26 protein-coding genes and 1 rRNA gene are annotated in these 24,843 nt (G+C 47.1%); 1 reads left to right on the top strand and 26 read right to left on the bottom strand.

What is annotated here, in order from left to right:
- Window positions 1–23: 23 nt before the first annotated feature.
- The 14 genes from pth to metG all read right to left on the bottom strand — a co-directional run bounded on the left by pth (window position 24) and on the right by metG (window position 13,032).
- A complete protein-coding gene (pth, locus tag BLQ32_RS17900; RefSeq protein WP_053167566.1) occupies window positions 24–587 on the bottom strand; it encodes an aminoacyl-tRNA hydrolase in 564 nt (187 codons plus the stop codon).
- Window positions 588–689: 102 nt separating this feature from the next.
- Window positions 690–1,337, bottom strand: coding sequence for a 50S ribosomal protein L25/general stress protein Ctc (locus BLQ32_RS17895; RefSeq protein ID WP_074511530.1), 648 nt, complete (start codon window positions 1,335–1,337; stop codon window positions 690–692).
- 92 nt (window positions 1,338–1,429) lie between these two features.
- Window positions 1,430–2,398: a ribose-phosphate diphosphokinase gene (locus BLQ32_RS17890; protein ID WP_036802134.1), complete on the bottom strand. Its 969-nt coding sequence runs from the start codon at window positions 2,396–2,398 to the stop codon at window positions 1,430–1,432.
- 18 nt (window positions 2,399–2,416) lie between these two features.
- Window positions 2,417–3,790: a bifunctional UDP-N-acetylglucosamine diphosphorylase/glucosamine-1-phosphate N-acetyltransferase GlmU gene (gene glmU, locus BLQ32_RS17885; protein ID WP_053167571.1), complete on the bottom strand. Its 1,374-nt coding sequence runs from the start codon at window positions 3,788–3,790 to the stop codon at window positions 2,417–2,419.
- Between the two features lie 195 nt (window positions 3,791–3,985).
- Window positions 3,986–4,270, bottom strand: coding sequence for a septation regulator SpoVG (gene spoVG / locus BLQ32_RS17880; protein ID WP_036802131.1), 285 nt, complete (start codon window positions 4,268–4,270; stop codon window positions 3,986–3,988).
- A gap of 149 nt (window positions 4,271–4,419) precedes the next feature.
- A complete protein-coding gene (locus tag BLQ32_RS17875) occupies window positions 4,420–4,797 on the bottom strand; it encodes a RidA family protein (RefSeq protein ID WP_074511529.1) in 378 nt (125 codons plus the stop codon).
- A gap of 1 nt (window position 4,798) precedes the next feature.
- Window positions 4,799–5,626 carry a pur operon repressor gene (purR, locus tag BLQ32_RS17870; protein WP_036802127.1) on the bottom strand — a complete coding sequence of 276 codons (828 nt, stop codon included), beginning with the start codon at window positions 5,624–5,626 and terminating at the stop codon, window positions 4,799–4,801.
- A 56-nt stretch (window positions 5,627–5,682) separates the two neighbouring features.
- On the bottom strand, window positions 5,683–6,546 hold the full coding sequence (gene ispE / locus BLQ32_RS17865) for a 4-(cytidine 5'-diphospho)-2-C-methyl-D-erythritol kinase (RefSeq protein WP_074511527.1): 864 nt from the start codon (window positions 6,544–6,546) through the stop codon (window positions 5,683–5,685).
- A gap of 142 nt (window positions 6,547–6,688) precedes the next feature.
- Window positions 6,689–6,952: a biofilm formation stimulator Veg gene (gene veg / locus BLQ32_RS17860; RefSeq protein ID WP_036802123.1), complete on the bottom strand. Its 264-nt coding sequence runs from the start codon at window positions 6,950–6,952 to the stop codon at window positions 6,689–6,691.
- Between the two features lie 163 nt (window positions 6,953–7,115).
- Window positions 7,116–7,994 carry a 16S rRNA (adenine(1518)-N(6)/adenine(1519)-N(6))-dimethyltransferase RsmA gene (gene rsmA, locus BLQ32_RS17855; protein WP_036802121.1) on the bottom strand — a complete coding sequence of 293 codons (879 nt, stop codon included), beginning with the start codon at window positions 7,992–7,994 and terminating at the stop codon, window positions 7,116–7,118.
- A complete protein-coding gene (rnmV, locus tag BLQ32_RS17850) occupies window positions 7,994–8,551 on the bottom strand; it encodes a ribonuclease M5 (protein WP_036802119.1) in 558 nt (185 codons plus the stop codon). Before rnmV ends, rsmA begins: the two co-directional genes overlap by 1 nt.
- A gap of 109 nt (window positions 8,552–8,660) precedes the next feature.
- On the bottom strand, window positions 8,661–10,007 hold the full coding sequence (locus BLQ32_RS17845; RefSeq protein ID WP_244890385.1) for a G5 and 3D domain-containing protein: 1,347 nt from the start codon (window positions 10,005–10,007) through the stop codon (window positions 8,661–8,663).
- Between the two features lie 85 nt (window positions 10,008–10,092).
- Window positions 10,093–10,863 carry a TatD family hydrolase gene (locus BLQ32_RS17840; protein WP_074511525.1) on the bottom strand — a complete coding sequence of 257 codons (771 nt, stop codon included), beginning with the start codon at window positions 10,861–10,863 and terminating at the stop codon, window positions 10,093–10,095.
- Between the two features lie 201 nt (window positions 10,864–11,064).
- Complete coding sequence (metG, locus tag BLQ32_RS17835) at window positions 11,065–13,032, bottom strand: methionine--tRNA ligase (RefSeq protein ID WP_074511524.1); 1,968 nt, start codon at window positions 13,030–13,032, stop codon at window positions 11,065–11,067.
- A 333-nt stretch (window positions 13,033–13,365) separates the two neighbouring features.
- On the opposite strand from metG, the gene BLQ32_RS17830 reads away from it, so the two are divergent.
- The gene (locus BLQ32_RS17830; protein WP_036802110.1) at window positions 13,366–13,644 is read left to right on the top strand and encodes a transition state genes transcriptional regulator AbrB; all 279 of its coding nucleotides are present in this window, start codon (window positions 13,366–13,368) and stop codon (window positions 13,642–13,644) included.
- Between the two features lie 58 nt (window positions 13,645–13,702).
- Here the strand turns inward: BLQ32_RS17830 and rsmI are convergent, their stop codons facing one another.
- From rsmI to rrf, 12 genes are all read right to left on the bottom strand, one after another.
- Window positions 13,703–14,572 carry a 16S rRNA (cytidine(1402)-2'-O)-methyltransferase gene (gene rsmI, locus BLQ32_RS17825; RefSeq protein ID WP_074511522.1) on the bottom strand — a complete coding sequence of 290 codons (870 nt, stop codon included), beginning with the start codon at window positions 14,570–14,572 and terminating at the stop codon, window positions 13,703–13,705.
- Entirely contained in the window at window positions 14,569–14,838 is a 270-nt protein-coding gene (locus BLQ32_RS17820) for a GIY-YIG nuclease family protein (protein WP_036802106.1), read from the bottom strand. Before BLQ32_RS17820 ends, rsmI begins: the two co-directional genes overlap by 4 nt.
- The gene (locus BLQ32_RS17815; protein ID WP_036802104.1) at window positions 14,825–15,562 is read right to left on the bottom strand and encodes a tRNA1(Val) (adenine(37)-N6)-methyltransferase; all 738 of its coding nucleotides are present in this window, start codon (window positions 15,560–15,562) and stop codon (window positions 14,825–14,827) included. Before BLQ32_RS17815 ends, BLQ32_RS17820 begins: the two co-directional genes overlap by 14 nt.
- Before the next feature lie 230 nt (window positions 15,563–15,792).
- Window positions 15,793–16,152, bottom strand: coding sequence for a DNA replication initiation control protein YabA (yabA, locus tag BLQ32_RS17810; RefSeq protein ID WP_036802102.1), 360 nt, complete (start codon window positions 16,150–16,152; stop codon window positions 15,793–15,795).
- Window positions 16,153–16,163: 11 nt separating this feature from the next.
- Complete coding sequence (locus tag BLQ32_RS17805; protein WP_036802100.1) at window positions 16,164–16,976, bottom strand: PSP1 domain-containing protein; 813 nt, start codon at window positions 16,974–16,976, stop codon at window positions 16,164–16,166.
- 4 nt (window positions 16,977–16,980) lie between these two features.
- Window positions 16,981–17,973, bottom strand: a complete 993-nt coding sequence (holB, locus tag BLQ32_RS17800) for a DNA polymerase III subunit delta' (RefSeq protein WP_074511520.1) — start codon at window positions 17,971–17,973, stop codon at window positions 16,981–16,983.
- A 203-nt stretch (window positions 17,974–18,176) separates the two neighbouring features.
- Window positions 18,177–18,506: a cyclic-di-AMP receptor gene (locus tag BLQ32_RS17795; RefSeq protein ID WP_036802096.1), complete on the bottom strand. Its 330-nt coding sequence runs from the start codon at window positions 18,504–18,506 to the stop codon at window positions 18,177–18,179.
- A 119-nt stretch (window positions 18,507–18,625) separates the two neighbouring features.
- A complete protein-coding gene (tmk, locus tag BLQ32_RS17790; protein WP_036802094.1) occupies window positions 18,626–19,273 on the bottom strand; it encodes a dTMP kinase in 648 nt (215 codons plus the stop codon).
- A gap of 97 nt (window positions 19,274–19,370) precedes the next feature.
- Window positions 19,371–21,482, bottom strand: coding sequence for an RNA degradosome polyphosphate kinase (locus tag BLQ32_RS17785; RefSeq protein WP_053167579.1), 2,112 nt, complete (start codon window positions 21,480–21,482; stop codon window positions 19,371–19,373).
- Window positions 21,483–21,547: 65 nt separating this feature from the next.
- Window positions 21,548–23,080, bottom strand: a complete 1,533-nt coding sequence (ppx, locus tag BLQ32_RS17780; RefSeq protein ID WP_036802146.1) for an exopolyphosphatase — start codon at window positions 23,078–23,080, stop codon at window positions 21,548–21,550.
- A gap of 62 nt (window positions 23,081–23,142) precedes the next feature.
- Window positions 23,143–24,573: an aminotransferase class I/II-fold pyridoxal phosphate-dependent enzyme gene (locus BLQ32_RS17775; protein ID WP_074511519.1), complete on the bottom strand. Its 1,431-nt coding sequence runs from the start codon at window positions 24,571–24,573 to the stop codon at window positions 23,143–23,145.
- A 153-nt stretch (window positions 24,574–24,726) separates the two neighbouring features.
- Window positions 24,727–24,842 (bottom strand): 5S ribosomal RNA (gene rrf / locus BLQ32_RS17770).
- Between the last annotated feature and the right edge of the window lies 1 nt (window position 24,843).

Here is a 24,843-nt window from a genome sequence, read left to right as displayed (position 1 = left end):
ACGCCAACAGCGCCAAAGCGAATTTATGATCCATTAAAGTTATTCATGACCTCCGGATAAGCTTTCGACAGCCACAGCTCACAAGCTTCTGCGCTTTGCTTGACCGCTTCTGCCACTTCCGGGGTTTCGTTGTCGGAAAAACGCGACAGAACGTAATCGGGAACTTTCATGCCTGCCGGCGGGCGGCTAATGCCGATTCGGATACGGTTAAACTGCTGCGTCCCCAAATGCTGGATCAGCGATTTGATGCCGTTATGCCCTCCCGCGCTGCCTTTTTGGCGCAAACGGAGCTGGCCGGTCGGCAAATCCAGATCATCGTAGATGACAACAATGTCTTCAATGTCGATATCGTAATAATCCATCAACGCTCCGACACTTTCTCCGGACAAGTTCATATAAGTAAGCGGTTTTAACAGCATGACTTTTCCTTCAGGCCGGTGAATGATCGAGTACATGCCTTTAAACTTCGTTTGCGTCAAAGGCGCATTCCATTTGGAAGCCAGGTAATCAATCACTTTAAACCCGATATTGTGCCGCGTCTGTTCGTATGTTTTGCCGGGGTTCCCCAAGCCAATAATCAGTTTCATAAGAATCTTCCTTTTCTTTTTCACTGCTATTTATTTTATCATATTACGCTTTAAAACAGAAAAATAGGGGCTGTCGCTAGACAGCCCCTGTATTCTCTTAAATTACGCTTCTTTTTCTTCGCTGTCCGATTCGCCGCCGACTACTTCCGGCTCAGCATCTTCAGCTGCAGGCGTTTCAAGCTCATCCAGTTCGTCCTGTGAACGTGGAGCTGTTACAGAAACAAGGATAAAGTCGTCTTCATCCAGGATTTCGTAAGAAACTGTTCCGCGGATATCGCCGACTGTTGCTGTGTCGCCGATTGCAAGGTTCGCTACATCCACTTCAAGGGAATCCGGAATATCAGCCGGCTTCACTTTAATCGTTACTTCACGGTTCGGCTGGTTGACTACGCCGCCTTCTTTTTCTCCAGGTGATTCGCCGATCAAATGTACAGCTACAGCTACTTCAAGCTCATCTGACATATTGACTGCCAAAAAGTCCACGTGTTCGAAGCTGCCTTTTAAAGCGTCACGCTGGAAATCGCTCAATACCACATTCAAGGTTTTGCCTTCGAGTTCCAGGTTAATAACCCCGTTGCGTCCAGATTCGCGCAATGTTTTAATCAAGTCGATTTCAGAAACTGCTACAGGCGTAGTTTCTGTCTGGTAGCCGTAAACGACGCCAGGCACAATTCCCTGTCCGCGCAGTTCCGTTAGTTTAGAGTGGGGTGTACCGGTTTCTCTTTTTTGTACCGAGATTTTTGATGTCATATATACTCATCCTCCAGTTTAGTTGTCCATAACAAGTATTTACCCTGCTAGAGGAAAACCAAACCTAAAGAACCAATAAGCATGTATTCAGATCAATCAAACAATGTGCTGACAGATTTTTGTTCATGGACACGAACGATGGTCTCAGCCATTAACTTAGCTACAGAAAGCTGTTTGATTTTCGGCGATTTCTTTTCTTCCGGCAAGGCAATGGAGTTGGTCACGATCAATTCTTTAATAACCGAGTCGTTGATCCGTCCTACTGCTGGGCCAGACAATACCGGGTGCGTACAGCAAGCGTATACTTCTTTTGCTCCGCTCTTAACTAACGCACTTGCCGCAATGGAGATGGTGCCGGCTGTGTCGATGATGTCATCGATGATGATAGCCGTTTTGCCGTCTACATTCCCGACGATGTTCATGACTTCCGCTACGTTCGGACGCGGGCGGCGCTTGTCAATGATGGCAATCGGCGCTTTCAGGCGGTCCGCCATCTTGCGGGCACGTGTCACCCCGCCGTGGTCCGGTGAAACGATAATGACGTTGTCCAAATCGATGCCGCTGTCGTTCAAGAAATAATCTGAAAGAAGAGGTACAGCCACTAAGTGGTCAATCAGGATATCAAAGAATCCTTGGATTTGAGGCGCATGCAAGTCAAGTGCAATCACACGGGTTGCTCCTGCTGTTTCCAGAAGGTTGGCCACCAATTTCGCCGTGATCGGTTCGCGCGAACGCGCTTTACGGTCTTGGCGGGCATAGCCGTAATAAGGCATTACGACGTTTACAGTACGGGCAGAGGCACGTTTTACTGCATCAATCATGATCAGCAGTTCCATTAAATTCTCGTTGACCGGCTCAGAAGTCGATTGCACGATGAAAACATCACAGCCACGGATACTTTCTTCAATATTAATCTGGATTTCCCCATCACTGAAGTGGGTAACTGAACTTTTTCCAAGCGGCAGGCCGATGTGTTCGGCAATTTCCTCCGCTAACTTCTGGTTCGAATTCAATGCGAAAATTTTCATCTTAGTGGTTGCTGCATCAATTTGATAACTCATTTCGTGTGTAGCCTCCTATTATTTTCTTGAGTTTAATTTAGTGACATAGCCTTCTTTGTTTTCTTGCCGTGCACGGGCGATCGCTAATGCATCGCTCGGGACGTTTTTAGAGATGGTGGATCCGGCGGCTACGTAAGAGCCTTTGCCGATGGTAACCGGGGCAATCAAATTCGAATTGCAGCCGATAAACGAGTCATCTTCAATTGTCGTGAGGAATTTGTTCTTGCCGTCGTAATTGACGGTAATCGTTCCACAGCCAATGTTGACGTTGGTTCCGACGCTGGCATCTCCGATATAGCTTAAATGCGAAACTTTGCTGCCATTTCCAAGTTCCGATTTTTTCACTTCGACAAAATTGCCGATTTTCACTTCATCACCCAATTGGGACTGCGGACGAAGGTGCGCATAAGGGCCGACTGCCGTGTCGTTTCCAACTGTGCTGTCGTATACATGCGATGAACGGATAACCGTACGGTCTCCGATGACACTGTTTTCAATATGGCTGTTCGATGAAATCAAGCAGTCTTCACCGATTTGGGTATTGCCTTCGATGATGACGTTCGGCTGAATCACGGTATCTGCACCGATTACCGCTTCGGCACTGATATAAGCTGTTGCCGGGTCGATGATGGTAACGCCTGCACGCATATGCTTTTCAGCAATGCGGGCGCGCATAAAGCTTTCAGCTTGGCTCAATGCCACCCGGTCGTTGACGCCAAGTGTTTCATCAAAGCTGTCTGTCGCATATGCAGCCACGACTTCGCCTTGTTTTTGCAGGATTTCAATAACATCCGGCAAGTAATACTCGCCTTGGGCGTTGTTGTTGGATACCAATTTCAGCGCTTCAAATAATGCCTCATTGTCGAAGCAATACGTGCCTGTGTTGATTTCCTTCACTTTTTGCTCTTCAATCGAGGCATCTTTCTGCTCAACAATCTTGGAGACGCTTTCGGATTCGTCGCGCAAAATCCGGCCATAACCAGCCGGATTGTCGGCAATTGCCGTCAGAATTGTCGCTTTTGCCCCTGTTTCCGCATGATGGTCAAGCAATGATTGCATCGTTTCCGAACGGATCAGCGGTGTATCTCCGCAAACCACCAAAGTCGTGCCCGGAAGCCCTTCAATCAAAGAAGCAGCTTGCTGCACGGCATGGGCTGTTCCCAGCTGTTCTTCCTGCAAAGCATACTCGCTTTTCGAACCCAATTGTTCTTTTACTTTTTCAGCGCCATGGCCGACAATGGTAACAATTTTTTCGACGCCGAGCTGTGCCACGTTATTGGTGACATGCTCTACCATTGGCATGCCGCAAACCGGGTGAAGCACTTTATAAAGTTTCGACTTCATCCGCGTGCCTTGGCCAGCGGCTAATACTACTGCATATGTATTCGTCATGTAGTCAGGTCCTCCAATCAAGTGATTTGTTATCTATTTCATTCATATAGTGGATATTTTAGCTTTTCCTTATTGACTATAGCGGAATAACCTTGATTTTTCAAGGTTTCCGAGCATGACAATACCATGACATTATCAAAAGGAAGACAAAAAAAAGAGCCCTATCTGCAATAGAAGGCTCCTGAGATGGCGCATTTAAACACCGGCTTCTTCAAAGACCGGGTCATTTTCGCTTTGATGGTATGCGGCTAAAATCGCTTCTTGAAGCTTGTTGCGCGTCCCGGAATTGATTGGATGGGCAATATCCCTGAATTCCCCGTCCGGTGTCCGCTTGCTTGGCATCGCGACAAACAATCCTTCATTGCCGTCAATCACCCGAATATCGTGCACAACAAACTCGTTGTCCAGTGTGATGGAAGCGATTGCCCGCATCCGGCCGTCTGTTTGCACACGCCGAAGCCTTACGTCGGTTACTTCCATTGTGTCACCACCTTTCCTCTTGGATGCATTTTGTGTTGCTAATATATGTAATTCGCTAAAGGGGACTAATCTCCTTCAAAAATTACAGGATTTATTAGAAAATTTCATCAATATTTTCAGGCAAATAAAAACCACCCCGAAGGATGGTTTTACGCAGTAATCTTTGCAATGACTTCGATTTCCACTTTTGCGTCTTTCGGCAAGCGTGCCACTTCAACCGTCGAGCGGGCGGGCTTATGATCGCCGAAATAAGAAGCATATACTTCGTTAAGCGCCGCAAAATCATTCATGTCTTTGATAAAGACCGTAGTTTTGATGACGTTTTCCAAAGAAGAGCCGGCTTCTGCCAAGATGGCTTTCAAGTTGGCAAACACTTGGTGCGCCTGCTCAACGATTGAGCCTTCGACCATTTCTCCTGAAGGCGTTAATGGAATCTGGCCTGAACTGTAAAACATTTCCCCGGCAATAACTCCTTGTGAATATGGCCCAATGGCCGCCGCTGCTTTGTCTGTCGCTACAAATTTCATCTTAAATTCCTCCATTCGTAAAATAGTTTCCTTCTTCCAATGCAATCGTCCGTTCTTTCTCGCTGACTTCGTGCAGTTTGACAAGCGACAAGTATTTTTCAACAAGGCGCTCATCGGAATGCTCAGCTTCAACCAATACGGCTACTCCCGCAAGCGTACAGTCGAATTCTTCCAGCAAGTTTTTCATGCCGTTCATCGTTCCGCCGACTTTCATAAAGTCGTCGGTGATGAGCACCCGCTGTCCGCTCTTCATGCTGCGTTTTGACAGCACCATCGTCTGGATGCGCCGGGAAGAACCCGACACATAATTGATGCTGACAGTCGAACCTTCTGTCACTTTGCTGTCTCTTCGGACAATCACGACCGGCACGTTCAAATGGCGGGCAATGGCATGGGCAATCGGAATCCCTTTTGTCGCCACCGTCATAATGACATCGATTTTTTCATCCGCAAAAGCGGACGCAAAAACTTTGCCGACCCGGTTCATCATATTGGGGTTGCCGAGTACATCGGTCATATACAAATAGCCCCCTGGCAAAAGCCGGTCGGAATGGCTAAGCTCCTCCATCAATTCCGCCATGATGGCTTTGATTTCCTCTTTATGGAGCTTTGGCACATATTTCACGCCGCCAGCTGCTCCAGGCACTGTCATTAACAGCCCAATCCCTTTTTCCTCAAATGTCTCTTTGACAATTCCTAAATCTTCACTGATTGATGATTTGGCGGATTCATAGAGATCTGAGAAATATGTAAGGGGAATTAACTTATGTGGATGGTCCAAAAGATAATGCGTCATATCAACTAACCGTTCACTGCGCTTCCACTTCATAATACACGCTCCTAAATACGAATGATTTATAGAAAATTTACCATAAATGTACGTATTTAAGCAAGTGGCTCCCGTTCACCAATCAAGCGGACAGCATAAACTTCGGCACAAAAGCCTCGCAGGCCATTGTAGATGCGCGGGATCCGGGCTTCCTGCTGCACGAGCCCAAATACGGTCGGGCCGCTTCCGCTCATCAATACGGCATCTGCACCGAATTTCTTCATCTGTTCTTTGATCTGGGCAACTTCCGGATATAAATTCAACGTGACGCTTTCCAAGGCATTGCCTAAATTGGCGCACATCGCATTGTAATCGCCGTCTGAAAGCGCTTGGATCATTTCCTGGGTATTCGGGTGCTCGGCTTTTCTGGCGTCGAATGCCCCGTATACTTCCGCGGTGGAGACCCCAATGGTCGGTTTCGCTAAAATCACCCAACAGTTGGGCGGTGCGGGCAGCTCTTGAATAATTTCTCCTCGCCCTTTGGCCAAAGCCGTTCCGCCATACACGCAAAAAGAGACGTCCGAACCGATCTTCGCTCCGAGTTCCGCCAGTTCATCAAGGGACAGATTTAATTGCCATAATTGGTTCAGGCCTTTTAAAGTCGCAGCTGCATCGCTGCTTCCTCCTGCCAGTCCAGCCGCAACTGGAATTTGTTTGTCCAGCGAAATGATGACCCCTGATTTGATGTTGTACGTATCTTTCAACAACTGGGCGGCCTGGTAAGCCAAGTTGCGGGAATCATTTGGAACAAAGCGGTCTGCAGATTCGATATAGATTCCGCTTTCTGTTGCTTTTAGCCCGATCCGATCAGCCAAGTCGACTGTCGTCATGATCATTTCGATCTCATGATAGTTATCGGGGCGCTTATGTAAAACATCTAACGTTAAATTGATTTTGGCAGGCGCCTTCACGTAGAGCATCCCACTGCCTCCTTTATATTCTGATGAAGATTATTTTAACACATGAAGCGCGCTTGGGGAAAAATGGAGAAAATAAACAAAAAAACTCACAGCCGTTGAAGCACGGGCTGTGAGTTTCAAAAAACAATATGAATACCGTTCATTATTTAACAACAAGTTCTTCTTCTGTTCCTTCATAGACAACAATTTCCACTGCTTCTGTCAGGATGTCTGCGTAGCTGTAAGACACGCGTTCAAATGAATGCTCATCTTGATCAAGTTCAATTACGAACACCGAGTGATACGTTTCTCGCAAGATTCCGGCGCGTTCGACCGTTTTCTTACGTCCTCCATTTGCCTTTAAAATCAACCGTTTTCCAATATGTAGGTCCAACGATTTTTTAATATCCGCCAAAGTTTTGGGCATCTTGTCTACACCTCACTATAGACAAAGTCTACCAGAAACTGACCGTCCAGTCAAGTAAATTTCTAATTTTATCAGCGTAGTGCATAAGATGTCAATATTTTTTTATCCGAAATACCTGTCCGATTCAAAAAGATGTGCCATAACTGTAACAAAATGAAAGGTTTTAGGCGAAATATGGATACAACTTATCCGCCAACAAGCCAAATTCTTTGATTGACAGGGTCTCTCCGCGGCGGGACGGATCGATTTCCGCTTCTTCCAATGCCTTTAAAATCAGTTCTTTTTTCTCTTTGCCGTTTGGCATAGCCGTTTGCAGATTGTTCAAGATCGTTTTGCGGCGCTGAACAAATGACCCCCGGGTCACTTGGAAAAAGAAATCTTCATTGATGACTTTCACCTGGGGTTCCGGGCGCTTGATCATGCGGATGACCGCAGAATCAACATTGGGCTGCGGCATAAAGACCGTCTTCGGCACCGTCAACGCCATTTCCGCTTCTGTGTAGTACTGAATCGCGATAGACAACGACCCATAGGCCTTGGTGCCCGGCTGTGCCGTAATGCGTTCTGCCACCTCTTTTTGGAGCATGACCACGAGCCCGCGGATCGGCAGCTTTTCAAGAAGCAGCTTCATAATAATCGGTGTGGTCACGTAATACGGCAAGTTCGCCACGACCACAATATCTTCGTAGCCAGCCAGTTCTTCTTTGATGGCTTTCTCGACATCGGCTTTTAAAATATCCGAATGGATAATTGAAATATTGTCGTAAGGCGACAAGGTATCGGCAAGCACCGGCAACAGGCGCTGGTCAATTTCAAAAGCCAGCACTTTGCCCGCTTCTCTTGCTAAATGTTCGGTTAAAGCACCGATCCCGGGCCCGATTTCAATGGCTGCAGACTGTTTGGTCAAATTCGCTTTGCCGACAATTTTCCGCAGGATGTTTGGGTCGATCAGGAAATTCTGGCCAAGGCTTTTCTTGACGGTCAAGCCGTGCTTCGCCATAATTTCCTGCGTGCGTATAGGTGTTGCAATATCTTTCATCATTAAAGTTCCTCCTGGTTTAGCGCTTGCACAGCTTCAATAAATTGTTTTTTCGTAATGCCGAACATATGGAGCCTTTTCTGAAGCTGTTTGCCGTTTGTGTAGCCGATTTGAAGCATGGCCCCTAAACGGGTTCTGCGCAATTTCGCTTGAGGATGAGCGACGAGTGCTGCGTCAATCAAATCCTCCATCGTAATTTCAACGGCTTGCTCTGCTTGTCTGGGCGTATATACAGCAGCTAAAGCTGCTCGAATGTCTTCATCTTTCGCATGTTCAATGCCGAGGCCTTTGCCGTTTTTGGCAAGGGTTTTTTCTTTGGCTAAAAAGGCGTGTTTCACCCCTGGCACATGTTCTTCAATAATAGCACGGATTCGCCGTCCAGGATAATCAGGATCGGTAAAAACAATGACGCCGCGCTTCTCCTGTGCATGGGCAATCCGCTCCAGGGTTTCTTTTGAGATGGCAGAACCGTTCGTCTCCAGTGTATCTGCCCCTACCGCCCGTTTGACTGCCACTGTGTCATCTTTTCCTTCTACTATAATAATCTCTTTAATGTTCATTGTTGTTCCTCTTTTCCCGCGATTCTTGTTTTATTTTATACACAGCCGGGTAAAATAGTAAAAGGCTTTCCCGGGAATTCCCAAGAAAGCCTTGACCATCTGCCATGTATTAATTTAAGACGGTTACTTTTACTTGCTTGCGCCCAAATGCAATCGCATCTGAATGGTTGGCAACGAACAAATCAATTTTGTTTCCTTTGATTGCGCCGCCTGTATCTCCCGCCACTGCATAGCCATATCCTTCAACATACACTTTTGAACCAAGCGGAATGACATTCGGGTCAACCGCAATGACTTTAAGGCCAGGGTTGGCTTTCAAGTTGATGCCCGTTGCTGTAATGCCTGAACACCCTGCACAGCTGGCTGTATAAGCCGTTGCCGATACATAGAACTCTTTGCCGCCTGATGGTGCTGCAGCTGTTGTAGATGCCGCGGAAGCTTTTCTTGAAGGCTCCGCTTTTTTCGCTGGTGCTGCTGCTTTAGCAGGTGCTTCTTTTTTGGCAGCTGCTACCTGGACTGGAGCTGCTGTTTCTTTTTTCGCTGATGCTTTGGCAGTTGCGCCGCGTGATGCGCTTGCCACCATTACTTTAGTGCCGACTGCTTTTACTTGTTTCGTCGGTGCTTTCACTGTTTTTTCGCTTTTAAGCGCACGTTTTACTTCTTTGCCGTTTTCTTTAACAACTTCGTATGTTTTAGCTACAACGCCATTTTGGCCTTTTTGGACAAGTTTTTCCTGCCCTTTCAATAGACCGGCATCTTTCTTCGTTTCTACTGCAAATTTCACAGAATCCTCCACTACATCGGTGACCTTTTCTACACGAACAACTTGGACTTTGGAATTCGGAAGTACTTTTTCATCCATTCCGTTTTCAACCCGGTCAAGTTCGCCTAGCGTAATTTTGTTCTGTTTTAAAAAGTCAGCGACCGTAGTCGAAGTGGACCATACTTTTTTCTCTTTCAAGCCGTCGACAAGTGTTACTTCATAGGCTTTTTCGACAGAAATCGCTGTATCCTCATCTACTTCTTCTTCTAATGCAGGGGTAATTTTATCATGTTCCGTTACTTCAACATTTGCTTTTGCCAAAATTTCCTTCACGGTATTCTCCGTTGTCCAAGCCGCCGTTTCTTTGCCGTCAACTGATACCTTGTATTGTTCTGCCTGATCCCATTCAAGTGCCACGTCTTCTTTAATAGCCGTATCTGCAGAATGGCTTAAATAATCATCCTGTCCTACTTGAATTTCCTGCTCTTCCAAAAATGCCCCGATTGTATCGGCATGGGTTTTGACTTCCGTGGTTTCGCCGTTTGCTGTCATTTTTACCGTGTTTTTTGTGCCTTCATAAATGGCAAACGTCAAAACAGCCGCAAACATTAAAACAGTGGCAATCGCCACCGCTAAAGATTTCCCACTATATAAACTTGATTTCTTGTTATTATTTTCTATATTCTTCGTCAAAAATAACTCCTCCTCATTCACCTGAGTGATTATATAGACTCGATTTTGCTGTGTCAAACAAAATGGGCCTGTTCTCTTTCGATGATTATTGGCTGAGCTTGAAAAACTGCTCTGCGTTCCGTGTCGTGATGCGGCCGACTTCTTCTACCGAAATGCCTTTTAAACGGGCAATTTCTTCTGCGACAAGTGGGACATAAGATGGTTCATTGCGTTTTCCCCGGTAAGGATGCGGTGCAAGATACGGTGCATCCGTTTCTATCATCAAGTGCTCCAAGGCGATTTCTGTTGCTACTTCTTTTGGCTTTTTGGCATTTTTGAACGTAACCGGTCCGCCAAGTGAAATCATAAAGTTCATGGCGATGCTTTCGCGCGCTGTTTCGACGCTGCCGCCGAAGCAGTGCATGACACCCCCTACTTCATGGGCTTCTTCTTCTTTCAAGATGCGCAAAACGTCTTCCGTCGCTTCGCGATTGTGGATGATGATCGGCAACTGGACTTTTTTTGCGAGCCGGATTTGCTTGCGGAACACTTCCTGCTGGATTTCTTTCGGAGATTTATCCCAGTAGTAATCCAATCCCGTTTCGCCGATGCCGACTACTTTGTCGTGTGCTGCCAATTCTTCGATCCATTTCAAATCTTCTTCTGTGCAATCGATGGCATCAACTGGATGCCATCCGACTACGGCATATATAAACTCATGTTTCTCGGCAAGCTCCATTGCACGTTGGATCGTTTTCCGATCAAACCCAATGACAATCATTTTTGTAACATTGTTTTCTAAAGCTCTGTCGATTACTTCATTTAAATCTTCGTCGTACTGGTCTGCATTTAAATGGACATGGGTATCAATGAACATAACGCTCTCTCCTCACATTAAACCTTATTTTAATCGTTTCCTTCGTTTCTTTCTTCACACCAATATTACATTTAGATAACAAAACATGTTATTTAGATAACAAATAAATTGATAACGGCGTTTTTCACCTAATAAAATCCAAAATAAAAAAGGGCCGTCCAGTAGACAGCCCTTTTCAAATTGCTTTAAATGCTTTGTAATTTATTTGATCTGTGCTCCGTTCGGCAGTTTTTGATCTACTGCAGCAAGTGTCAAATAGCCGTTTTTCTCACCGGCTAAAATCATCCCTTGAGACAATTCGCCGCGCAATTTTACAGGTTTCAAATTGGCCACAACGACGACTTTTTTGCCGACCAGTTCTTCCGGTTTGTAATGTTCCGCAATGCCGGATACCACTTGGCGCTGTTCATAGCCGAGGTCGAGCTGCAATTTCAGCAGTTTTGACGTTTTTGGCACCGGTTCACTAGCCGTTACAGTCGCTACCCGCAAATCCACTTTCATAAATTCATCAATGCTGATTTCCGGTACGTCCGGCACTTCTTCAATGATCTCTTCCACCACTTCTTCCGCTTCCGCCGGCGCACCTCCGCGCATCTGGTCGCGGATATAAGCCACTTCCGGTTCTACTTCAAGGCGCGGGAAGATCGGGGTGCCTTTTGAAACGACTTTTGTGCCTTCTGGAATGTGGCCAAAGCTTTGAAGCGTCTCCCAAGCCAGCGCCTCTTCCGCCAGGCCAAGCTGTTCGATGATTTGTTTCGGTGCATTCGGCAAGAATGGCTGCAGCATAACCGCTGTCATGCGCAAGGATTCTGCCAAATGAGCCATCGCAGTAGCCAATTGGCCTTTCAGCGCTTCGTCTTTTGCCAATACCCATGGTTTTGTTTCATCGATGTATTTGTTTGTGCGGGAAATAAGCGCCCATACTTCACTCAACACGATGCTGAACTGCATTTTTTCCATGTGCTGTTCATATACGTCGACCGTCTGCTTCGCCACTTCTTGCAGAGCTGCATCGAATTCTGTAGCTTCTCCGTGGAGCGGCGGGATTTCGCCGCCGAAATACTTGTTGATCATCGAAACGGTCCGGTTCAACAAGTTCCCTAAGTCATTCGCAAGATCAAAGTTTGTGCGCTCCACGAATGATTCCGGTGAAAAGACCCCGTCTGAGCCGAACGGCAGTTCACGCAGCAAGAAATAACGTGTTGCATCCAAGCCGTAGCGTTCCACAAGCATTTCTGGGTACACCACATTGCCTTTCGATTTCGACATTTTGCCGTCTTTCATCATGATGAAGCCGTGGGCGAAGATTTTCTTCGGCAGCGGCAAATCAAGCGCCATCAGGAAAATCGGCCAATAGATCGTATGGAAACGGACGATGTCCTTGCCGACTACATGGACATCTGCCGGCCAGTAGTTATTGAAGAGCGAGTCATCATCGGAGCCGTAGCCAAGCGACGTAATGTAGTTGGACAAAGCATCCACCCATACGTAAATCACATGCTTCGGATCTCCAGGAACCGGAATTCCCCAGTCAAATGACGTCCGGGATACCGATAAGTCTTCCAGCCCCGGTTTGATGAAGTTGTTGATCATTTCGTTTTTGCGGGATTCCGGTTCAATGAATTCCACATTGTTTTCGTAGTAATCCAGCAAGCGGTCCGCGTATTTTTTCATATTAAAGAAATACGATTCTTCTTTCACTTTGTGGACCGGGCGGCCGCAGTCCGGGCAATTGTCGTCCACTAGCTGGGCTTCTGTATAGAACGACTCGCATGGCGTACAGTACCAGCCTTCGTATTCGCCTTTGTAAATATCGCCGTTGTCCAAAAATGTTTGAAAAATCTTTTCGACGCCTTTTTTATGGCGTTCTTCCGTTGTGCGGATAAAGTCATCATACGTGATGTCCATAACCGACCAAACTTGTTTAGCGGAAGCTGCCATGTCGTCCACGTATGCCTGTGGCGCAAGGCCAGCTTCCTGTGCTTTTTCTTCAATTTTTTGGCCGTGTTCATCCATCCCAGTCAGGAACCGGACATCAAAACCGCGCAAGCGCTTGTAACGGGCCATAGCATCGGAAGCGACCGTGGTGTAAGCAGTCCCAATATGGAATTTTCCGCTTGGATAATAAATCGGGGTGGTCAGGTAAAAAGTGTTTTTGTTAGCAGTCACGAAAAATTCCTCCAGTTTGTTTGTATAGTTCTTATTTTAACGAAGTCCTCAATATTGTACAATCTTTCGATTCTGAGGCTTTTTTCGACAATGGCGAAGAAGTGAGAACATTGTGAAATATTACCGTTTCATTTCATAATGCAATAGAAGGACAAAATTGTGACAAAACACCTCCTATTAATCATTTTATTATTAATTAATAAGAAAATTTATTATAAAGCCGATAGTTTTTTATTGACCAAATTGCCAGTACTTGGTATGATTTATGACAGGAAGTGGTAAATGTCGAATTTTGACGAAAACATCCGACAAATTTGAAGGGAGATTAATATTATGAAATCGACAGGAATTGTACGTAAAGTTGACGAATTAGGCCGTGTGGTGATTCCAATTGAATTGCGCCGTACTCTAGGAATTGCAGAGAAAGATGCACTGGAAATCTACGTTGACGACGATAAAATTATCTTGAAAAAGTATTTGCCAAATATGACTTGTGCCGTAACAGGTGAAGTATCTGATGACAACATGCAACTGGTTGGCGGCAAGCTGATCTTAAGCCCTGAAGGCGCCGAAATGCTGGTAAAAGAAATTCAAAACAACTTGAAAAAGTAAGCTTAAGCCAATAAAAACCGGAGCGCTGTTGCGTTCCGGTTTTTTTGCATGGGATGCTTTAGATATGGTAGGCCTGATAAACTTCACGTTTTGGCAAATTCCGCTCATGCGACACTTGTTTAATGGCTTCTTTGGACGTCAACTGCTTTTTTTCCATTAGTTCTGTGACATGGTCTGCAATGGATAAATGCTCCCACCATTGCTCGATTTCTGCGGCATCCGGCGAAGCATTTCCTTCTACAACAAGGCAAAATTCTCCCCGTATAGTATTGGCTTCTGCCCATTCGACGGCTTCTTCCACCGTTCCCCGCAAAAATTCTTCAAACTTCTTTGTCACTTCCCGGGCCAACGTGATTTTCCGGTCATCGCCAAAGGCTTTCTGGATACTTTTTAAACTGTCTTTTAACCGGTGGGGCGCTTCATAAAAAATCAGCGTCTCTTCTTTTTGGCTCAAGGTTTCCAATTCTGCTTGGCGGTCTTTCTTGTGGCGCGACAAAAATCCGTAAAACAGAAACGGCTGCGGTGCAATGCCGGAAGCAATCAAGGCACTGAGTGCGGCATTCGCTCCCGGAACCGGGACGACCGGATAATCTTCTTCCACCACCCGCCGCACAATATCCTCGCCGGGATCGGAAATGCAGGGCATGCCGGCGTCGCTTACCAACGCTACGGACTTGCCTTCGTTCAAGTAAGAGAGAATTTTAAAGCCTCCGCTGTCCTGGTTGTGCTCATGGTAGCTGACCAGCTTGGTTTGGATATCGAAATAATTGCACAGGTTTTTTGTATTGCGGGTGTCTTCTGCGGCTATGACATCCACTTCTTTTAAGACCCGGATTGCCCGTACGGTCATGTCTTCCAAATTGCCGATCGGTGTCGCCACTAAGTACAGAGTCGCTTTGTTTTCCATGAAGCTTTTTTGGGATTTCATTTGCCATCTTCCTTTCCTTCAGCAATGTAATGAATTTTTTGCGGTTTTGATAATTGCTTGAAGGCATATTCCGCTTTCATCGCAGCGGATTTCGTCTCGAAACTTTCGTGGTGGATCATTTCGACCGGACCCTTGGCACGTGTGTATTTTGCCCCTTTTCCTGCGTTATGGGCTTCCAGCCGTTTTTGCAGATCATTCGTATACCCTGCATAGTAGGAACCATCGGCGCATTCAAGGACATAAAAATAATGGTTATTCGTTTCCATAAAGCAGTTCTCTCACTTCTTCTGTATATTCCCCGTTTTCTCCATATACAATCAGCGGCGGCAGAATTTTCAAGTCCGGTTTGCCGTCTTTTATTCCTTCAATCAATAGCGTATTCGCTTCTTTTCCCGCTTTCGGGTACACCAGCCGGACCCGTTTCGGCTCCAGCCGGTTGGCACGCATTGCGGTGATGATGTCAATCAGGCGTCCGGAGCGGTGCACAAAAGCGGCTTTGCCTCCCTGTTTCAGCAGTTTGCTGGCTGCCTGGACCGATTCGTCCAATGTTAAGTGGAGTTCATGGCGGGCAATCGCCATATGTTCACTGAGGTTTTTGTCGCTCAATTCATGCGCAGGGAAATAAGGGGGATTGCATGTCACCACATCATATTTTTCAATTCCGAGGCGTGCGGGAATTTCCTTCACGTCCCCTTCAATAATCTGGATCTGTTCTTCAAGCCCATTGTACGCGACGCTTCTTTGGGCCATGTGAACAAGCCGTTCCTGAAGTTCCACTCCGACAATGGCAGATTCTGTCCGTGCGCTTAAGAACAATGGGATGGCCCCGTTGCCTGTGCACAAATCGACAATTTTTCCCCGCTTTAACGGCACGTAAGCAAAACGCGCCAACAAGACGGCATCGAGGGAAAAGGAAAATACCGATGGGCTTTGTATGATGCGCAAGTCTTCCGCCAGCAAATAATCGAGTCTTTCGTCATCCAATAACATGTTTTCACCTCCGATACACAGGAAAAGGCTGCCGCCACACGGAGTGTCGGAAGCCTTTTCTGTTTGTTTTTGCTCTAGCACCCAGATCTCAGGCGCTTCCGCTTTTCTTTATGTCCAGCTGCAGCGCCTAGCTCCTCGGTTCTTAAGGCAGCCCGCCTGTGCGGCAAAGAGCGCCGCTTCGGCAGTCTGCCTTAAGCTGTTCGGAGCTGCCCAGGCGCTTCCGCTTTTCTTTAGTTTTGTTTGTTTAAGAAGGATAAACAAAACAGGCAGTCGTCGCCTTTTCTTGAACTGCCGAAATGCACATGGCACACATGATAGCCTTCGTGGTACAAACGCGCCAAGTTATCGTAGCCTTCTCCGATATCCATGGCTGCTTTTTTCAATTTTATCGGATCCACCGCTGCTGTTTCCGGAACCGCTTGATGGAGTTCATCCAAACGCGCACGCAAATGATGGTTCTCCAATTGCAGCGCATGATGTTCTTCCATCGTATGGGCAACTACGGCTTTCAATTCCCGAAATTGTTCTTGGATGGATTCAAGCTGCTGCTCAAAATCCATGACCGTGTCCAAAAAGTTTTTCTCTTTCACTTAAAACCACCTCACGCTCTCGTTCCTTGGCCCATTATCTCACTTAATGAGTATTCTAATGTCTGTTCCTGCTCAGTTAAGCGAATTTTTAACACACGTTCCAATATATTCATGCCTACGACACGGCCATCGCCGTCCGGCGTAGAAACCCGGGTGCCAACGTCCGGCATTTCTTTTTTCGCCGTTTCGTATTCATCGTTCTCGTATTTCAGGCAGCACATCAAGCGTCCGCATAACCCGGAGATCTTCGAAGGATTCAGCGACAAATTCTGGTCTTTCGCCATTTTGATCGACACCGGCTCAAAATCGCCCAAAAACGTCGAACAGCACAGCATCCGTCCACAAGGGCCGATGCCTCCCAGCATTTTTGCTTCATCCCGTACACCGATTTGGCGCAGTTCGATGCGCGTCCGGAAAATAGAAGCCAAATCTTTGACCAGGTTGCGGAAGTCGACACGCCCTTCCGCTGTGAAATAAAAGATGACTTTATTGCGGTCAAATGTATATTCCACGTCCACCAGCTTCATTTCCAGCCGGTGCTCTTCGATTTTTTGCGTTCCCATCTCAAAAGCACGTCCGGCTTCCAAGCGGTTTTCCTCTACTTGCTGGCGGTCCCGTTCACTTGCAACACGGACCACTTGTTTTAAGGGAAGCACGACGTCGTGTTCCTCCACTGTTTTGACCGGCACGACAACTTTGCCGTATTCAATCCCTCTTGCCGTTTCTACGATAACGTAGTCGTCTTTTTGGATCGCAAACTCGCCAGGGTCGAAATAATATATTTTACCCGCTTTCTTAAAGCGGACACCAATTACATTGTACACTTGCTTATCCCTCCTGCAGGTTCAGCATTAACTGCTCCATCAGCAGCGTTCGGTTCATATTGCGCGGCAATTGCTGTTTGGCCTGCAAAACAGCCTGCAATTGCTTGGAAAGCACGGGATATGAACGCTGAAGCGCCATCTGTTTCCATAGTTCATCCATATCTGGATAAGTTCGGGCAGTTTCAAGACCCGCTTTTACCGAAGCGATGTCCCGATATGCAAATAATAACATGTCGAGCCCTCTTTCGGTATCTTCTTTTTCTTTAAATACTGGAAGCCATTCCGATTGCAGCAACAAAAGCGCTTCGTGGACATTGCTGTTTACAGCTTCCACTAATTTTAACACAACTTTGCGCTGTTGAATGAAAGCTTCATCCGCCGACAGCTCTTTTGCCTCGTCCAAGTTTTGCGTCAGCATGCTGACCGTCGCGGCGAGTGATGCCGTCATGCCGCCGCCGATCAGCCGTTCCATCATTTTCGGCCGTGACAGCGGCTGAAACGATACCAGCTGGCAGCGCGAACGAATCGTTGTCATGATGGCATTCAAGCGCTCCGTCAGCAAAATCGCCGTGACGTTCATTTCCGGTTCTTCTAAAAACTTCAGCAATGCATTGGCAGAGGCGTTGTTCATACGGTCTGCATCTTGAATCACATATATTTTACGGCCTGTACTAAAACCCGTTTTATTCATATTGAAAATCAATTCACGTATTTGATCGATTTTGATGTTTTGGCCATCCGGCTCAATGAATACGATGCTCGGATGGTTTCCTGAATTGTAAAGCTGGCAGCTTCGGCATGTTTCACATGGAACATTTTCTGCCGGATTTTCACAAAGCAGCAGCTTCACAAAAAAGTGCGTCACTTCCGTTACGCCTGACCCTGCCGGCCCTTCAAACAAATAAGCGTGGGCCAATCGATCTTTTGCATATGCGCCTTGGAGCCTTTTCATGACGACCGGCTGCATTTCCTGGAATTCTTCGATGGTCTTTTGCACACTTTCACCTTCATTCAGCCTTTGTAAAAAATCCCGTGTTCCAGACGGAGCACGGGATTCCTCTATTATTTATCCCTATATAACGGAGACGAACTGTCCATAAACGTCTATTTGGATCAACTGCCAACCGGCGAAGAATGAACAATCCCCGCCGGTGGAAGTTTCTCTTTATTGCTTCACGCCTCAAGCGTTTTTAGGAACACTTAAAAATGATGGAATTGCTCAATTGGCAAGACAAAGATCGTCGCGCCGCCTACTTCCACTTCAACTGGATATGGAATATATGAATCTGCATTTCCGCCCATCGGCGAAACAGGCGCAACCATTTGTTCACGCGAACGGCAGTTGTCCCGGATTAAATCCATTAGATTCGGCACAAGGCCATCTTCAACACCAATCAAAAAAGTGGTATTCCCTGAGCGCAAGAACCCCCCAGTACTGGCAAGTTTAGTAGCCCGGAAATCATTTTTTGTTAACGCATTGGACAAACGATTACTGTCTTGATCTTGCACGACTGCAACAACGAGTTTCATCAGCACTCACTCCTTTTTCGTATTCCTTCTATATAAGTATACCATGAAGAAAGGCGGGCACCGCATATCTTTCCTGCGGCCGCCCCTTCCAATGCCCAATCAAACCCGGCCCACCTCTGTCAGCGATTCCCGGATTTTCCGTCTGTTCCGATAAATTCCGTGACCCGATAGAGCGCATCCGCCAATACCTCATCCATGCTGTTTCCAGCGTCAATGACCTTGATCCGCTCCGGATCCTGCCGAACAAGCAGCTGATAGCCTTCGCGCACCGCGACGTGGAATTTCAACGATTCCACATCCAGCCGATTCACTTCACGGCCGGCGTCTTTTTCGATGCGGGCAAGCCCGACGGCCGGCTCTACATCAAAATAAAGCGTTAAATCCGGCATGTATTCATCGATGGCAAATTTGTTGATGGCGTAAATTTCTTCTATGCCAAGGCCTCTTGCGTGACCCTGATATGCCAAACTGCTGTCTATGTAACGGTCGCATAGCACGACTTTCCCCGCTTCCATAGCCGGAATAATGCGTTCCACTAAATGCTGCCTTCTGGCGGCTGCATACAATAAAGCTTCTGTCCGTGGATCCATTTGGACATTCTCCCGGTCAAGAATCACTTTCCGGATTTGTTCTGCGATTTCGATGCCGCCCGGTTCCCTTGTGCAAACCACTGTATGTCCCTGTTGTTCCAGTGCAGAAGCCAGACGTGCTAAGATGCTCGATTTCCCGGCCCCTTCCCCGCCTTCCAGCGTAATTAAATAACCCATTCGTTTCACCCGTTTTCTTGATGTTGTTATTCTTCCACTATACAGGAAGCTGAGCACTTACAGGCAAATAAAGCCTGATTAAAAGCTTCAATCAGGCTCATTCCTCGTCTTCTGCCACTTGATACGCTTCATTGTACAATTGCAGCTGGCTGTTAATTTCCTTGTCGCCGTCTTTTCTTTTCACGTAATGGTATTGTCCGGATGCATCTTGTTCACGCGCTTTGACATTGTCCTTCAAAGCCATTTCCAGCACATGCTTCACTTGTTTTTTAATCCGGCGGCTGCGAACCGGAAAGAGAATTTCAATGCGGTTTTCCATATTCCGCGTCATCATATCGGCTGAAGACAAAAACGTCTTTTCTTCCCCGTTATGGTAGAAATAATAGACCCGGCTGTGTTCGAGCAGCCTCCCGACAATGCTCCGGACCCGGATATGTTCGCTGATTCCTTTGATGCCGGGGCGCAAGCAGCAAATGCCTCTTACAATCAAATCCACGCGCACCCCTTCGATCGAAGCTTCGTACAACTTCTTAATGATCGCTTTGTCCGTAAGCGAGTTCATCTTTGCAATGATGCGGCCATTATGGGATTTTCGGTGGTGCTTGATTTCTGCTTCAATCATCTCCAAAAAATCTTTGCGGATACTGAAAGGCGCCACGGACAAATGATGGAATGCCGGCTTTTCCGTATAGCCGCTCAAGTAATTGAAGAAGTTCGTTGCATCCACACCGAATTCCTGGTCAGAAGTGAAAAGGCTCATATCGGTGTAGATCTTTGCAGTTTGATCATTGTAGTTGCCGGTCCCCAAATGCACGAAACGGGCAATCTGTCCGTCTTTTTTGCGTACAACGAGCGTAATTTTGCTGTGGGTTTTCAAATGCGTGATGCCGTAAATGACGTGGCACCCCGCCTGCTCCAATTCTTTTGCCCACTGTACATTGTTTTCTTCATCAAATCGGGCTTTCAATTCCACCAGCACCGTGACTTGCTTCCCGTTTTCAGCCGCTCTTTTCAAAGCTTTGATAATGGGCGAATCGCCGCTCACCCGGTACAGCGTCTGCTTGATCGCCAGAACATCCGGGTCATCAGCAGCTTTTGACATAAACTCCACAACAGGCCCGAACGATTCATAAGGGTGATGCAAAAAGATATCCTGTTCAGCCACTTGATCAAAAATGTCTTCACCGGAAGCCAAATCGCGGGGAGGCTGGGAAATTCGTTTTTCATAGACGAGCTTTTTATGGGTTTTCTCCATTTTTTTATAGAAGTTGAAAAACAAGGTCAAATCGATTGGACCTTCCACTTCATAAACGTCTTTTTTATTGATTTCGAGCGCTTCGGTTAAATACGTAAGCATGTCGGGGTCAATGCCTTCTTTTTGCACTTCCAGGCGGACTGCTGCCCCCCATTTGCGCTTCCTGAGCTCTTCTTCAATTTCTTTCAGCAAGTCGCGGGCGCCTTCTTCATGAATGGTCATATCGGCATTGCGCGTAATTCGGAAAACAGACGCCGACACCACTTTAAACCCTTGGAACAATTTGCTGATAAAGCGCCGGATAACGTCTTCCAGCAGGACAAAACGTTCTTTGCCCGCCTTGTCATCCAAATAAACAAAGCGGTCCAGTACGGCCGGCATTTGGACAATCGCTGTTTTGAACGGAGAAGCCGCTTCTTTATCCCGGTCCTCAAGCAAAACGGCCAAGTTGATGCTGCGGTTCAGCAGCATCGGAAACGGCCTATAGGCATCAATCGCCAGCGGCGTCAGCACCGGAAAAATGAGTTCATCAAAATACGCTTCAATTTCCTTGAGCTCCCGTTCGGTCAATTCGTCTATTTTATGGATCCGGACGCCGTGCTGCTTCATTTGCGGAATCAGCACATCGCGCAAAGTTTTGTACTGCAAATCTACCAACTCATGCGTTTTATTGCCGATTTCCTTCAACTGCTGCCGCGGCGTCATGCCCGCCTTGTTTTCCGGCCGGGCAAATCCCACTTTGACTTGGTCCTGGAGGCCTGCCACCCGCACCATGAAAAATTCATCCAGGTTCGAACTGAAAATCGACAAAAACTTAAAGCGTTCCAGCAAAGGATTGCGCTCATCCAGCGATTCCCTCAATACCCGTTCGTTAAATGCCAGCCAGCTGAGTTCTCTATTGTTGTAATAAGAAGGGTTATCCAGATTAACGGCGGTTTTCTTTACGTTCGGCACATGTTCCACCACCTTTTCATGTCAGATTCTTGCCTTCTCACCGGATTAGGAGAGCCAAAAGGCAATTAATTCTTCATAAATTGAAATTGAATGGATTTCTTGAGCTGTTTTTCCAGATGCTTCTTTTGTTTTTCCGCTTGGTATTGCTCCGGTTTCCAATCACTGTTGCATCGGATTTTAAACACCAGTTCCTGATTGGCCGACGCTTCGATTTGGATATCCTTGATAATGTCCCGCTTGGTCGCATTCAAACTGTATGCCAGTTTTACAATGGCGCCAAACAAACTGTATTTGGCCAGTTCGTCTTTTGTGAACCAATCTTCATACATTGCTGCATTGCGTTTAAACACTTCCCGGTTTTTAAAGGAGGCAATCAGCGCCACTGTCATCCGGTCTTTATGGAGCAAGCCGTCAATGGTGCGGTTTGCCAGTAAATAAAACGTATGCTGATGGCTCGCTTCTGCATCGATGTAAGAGCCCAGGTTGTATAAGGCGCTGCCCAGGCGGATATATTTCGTGTCGTTCGGCTCTAAAGAAAAGACGCCGCATTTCTCCAGTTCCCTGAAAATCATCGTAGCATTCGCAGTGACATGAGTGGCGTGGGTAAGGTTGATGTCAAAATCGCTGGCCAGCTCATAGAAACTTTCTTCCAGCACATTCGGAAAAATGGAAAGCTCGAAATCTTTGATCATCTCTTCATAAAATACGCCGTCACGCAAGCCTTTTCTGCTTAAGGCAAAGGTATCCGTATCGATATAATCCATCAAGTGGACAAACACCTCGATGGCCGGAATGATAATATCCGCCCGGTCCTTGGTCAGTCCTTCCACTCGCTGAATTTCTGAAAAATCCATGCCCAACAGCATGCTATGGACGCTTTTCACATTGCTTTCGGACATCATGTACTGATGGATGCCGGCTACCGGATAGCCGATGTGTTCCTGATGGATTTGAGCCAGGTTCCGCGCACTTCCCCCGATGCCGATCAAAGGCAGTTTCTTGTTCTTCAGCCAGGGCAAAATGCTGAACTGCTCTTTCAGGAACTTCCGAAGCGCCTTTAGCTCCTGTGCAGTCGGCACATCATTTTTGACGAACTGCTGCTTTAATGACAAGGCCCCGAACGGAAAACTATAGAAATAAATCAGCTTCCGCTTCTGGAAATACGTGATTTCCGTACTGCCTCCCCCAATATCCACCGTGATCCCGCTTTCAAATGGCGTGGAGTTGACGACCGCCAAAAAACCGTAGTTCGCTTCTTCGAATTCGGATAAAATCCGCATCGAAAAGTCGGTTTCCTTTTCCACCCGCTCCAAAATCTCTTCCTGGTTATTGGCTTGCCGAATGGCAGCGGTTGCCACACATCTGACTTCATTGAGATTATGGTGCCTCGTCACTTCCTGAAAGCCTTGGAGAGTATGTATTAAAACATCCATTCCTTCCGGCTCCAGCTTTCCACTTTCCGATAAATAATTGCGCAGGCGCGCGACCGCTTTGACGTTTTCGCTTTCTGTCAGCCTGCCGCTTTTATCCCGCGAGTAAATCACAAGCCTCATCGTATTCGATCCAATATCCACAATGGCGTACTTTTCCTGGTCCATCATAATCTCCACATCCCGCCCTGTAAAATTTCGTATACTTTACCATACCCAATTCTCAGCATTTATTGCCTTTTTATCTCAGGCAGCACACAGATTAATTTTTCTTCCAGCCGGTGTTCTCCCTGAATCTGCGCTCCGGTTGCCAAATAATCGGCGAGTCCTTCAAGCTTTTCGAGGGTCCATTTTTCCCCTGGAACAATCAGCGGAATGCCTGGCGGGTAAGGGACGACCATGCCGGCAGAAATTCGCCCAACCGACGCTGTATAAGGGATCCATTCACGGGCCTCCGTGTCCATTTGCGCGTAGGAAATGTCAGGGACACTGATGGCCTGCTGAATCGGCATCTTTACCGCAAGCGCATCTCCCGGGTACTGATCCAGTTCCCTTATCGCTTCCTTCACCCGTTTTCGCACTTCCGCAAAAGGATAGGCATGAATTTGCTTTAATAAAGGCATAATCAACAGCACTTGATATGGATCAGCCAATTCCGCATGGATTCCGGCTTTCTCCAGCTGCGTCTTCAGTTGGAAGCCATTATAGCCCTCTACCCGGAGCATCAGCTTCAACGGGTCGTCCGATTCAAAGACTTCCAGTCTCGGAATGCTTTTCAGCCCTCTGATAAATTGTTTCCGCTTATCTTTAAAATACCGGATATCCGGCTGCGAATACGTTTGGACAAAAGCGCGTGCGTCATCAAGCGAAGCCATAATAAGGTAAGACGGGCTGCTCGACTGCAGCATCCGCAAATATTTCTTGATTTTTTCTCGGTTTACCAAATCGCCTTGAATATGTAAAAAAGACCCCATCGTCATAGCCGGCAAGGTCTTATGGGCGGACTGGACGACAACATCTGCGCCGTATGCCAGTGCCGAAGCAGGGAACGGATCGCCGATTTGAAAATGGGCACCGTGTGCTTCATCGACCAATACAGCCATCCCATGAGATTGGCAAAACGCAATGGTTTCCTTTAATCCGGCCGTCGCCATGCCGTAGTAATTCGGGTAGGTCAAAATGACGGCCGCCGCTTCGGGATAAGCCATGACGGCGGCTGTGATATCGGCAAATGCCACACCGGATGCTGTCAGCGATTCTTCATCCCATTCCGGCGCCACATATACCGGGCGTGCTTTTGCCAGTTCCAACGCATGGAAAATAGACTTATGCGCATTGCGCTGGACAATGACCGTATCCCCTTCTTGGCATGCCGCATAGACCATCGCCAAATTGCCGACTGTCGAACCGTTTACCAAAAAGAAACTCTGGTCCGCGCCGTAAGCTTCCGCCAGCAACTGCTGCGCCTCCTGAATAGCCTCTTCCGGATAATGAAGATCGTCAAGGCCTGTCACTTCAGTCAAATCATACGGCAGCGCTGAACGCATCTCAGGCGGCAACGCCGACAACTCCCCGTTTTTATGTCCCGGTACATGAAATGAAATCGGCTGCTGTTGTTGAAATGCAGTTAAAGCATCAATTAATGGTCTGCGGTGCGTCATAAATCTCCATCCTTACCTAATTTGAATTACGTTCATTATACCGGAATGTCCCGCCTTTAGCAGTTTGGCAGGCATAGCGCATTCGGCAGAAATAAAAAAAGAAAACACAAAAAAAGCCGCCGCCGGAAATACCGGCAACGGCTTTTTTTCTTGGCCCAGCAATGTCCTACTCTCACAGGGGGAAACCCCCAACTACCATCGGCGCAAAAGAGCTTAACTTCCGTGTTCGGGATGGGAACGGGTGTGGCCTCTTTGCCATCATCACTGGAC

It is taken from the genome of Planococcus glaciei (assembly GCF_900099655.1).
GTDB classification, from domain to species: Bacteria; Bacillota; Bacilli; order Bacillales_A; family Planococcaceae; genus Planococcus; species Planococcus glaciei.
Note: the sequence above shows the minus strand (reverse complement) of the source record. Positions and strands in the feature narration are given on the sequence as shown.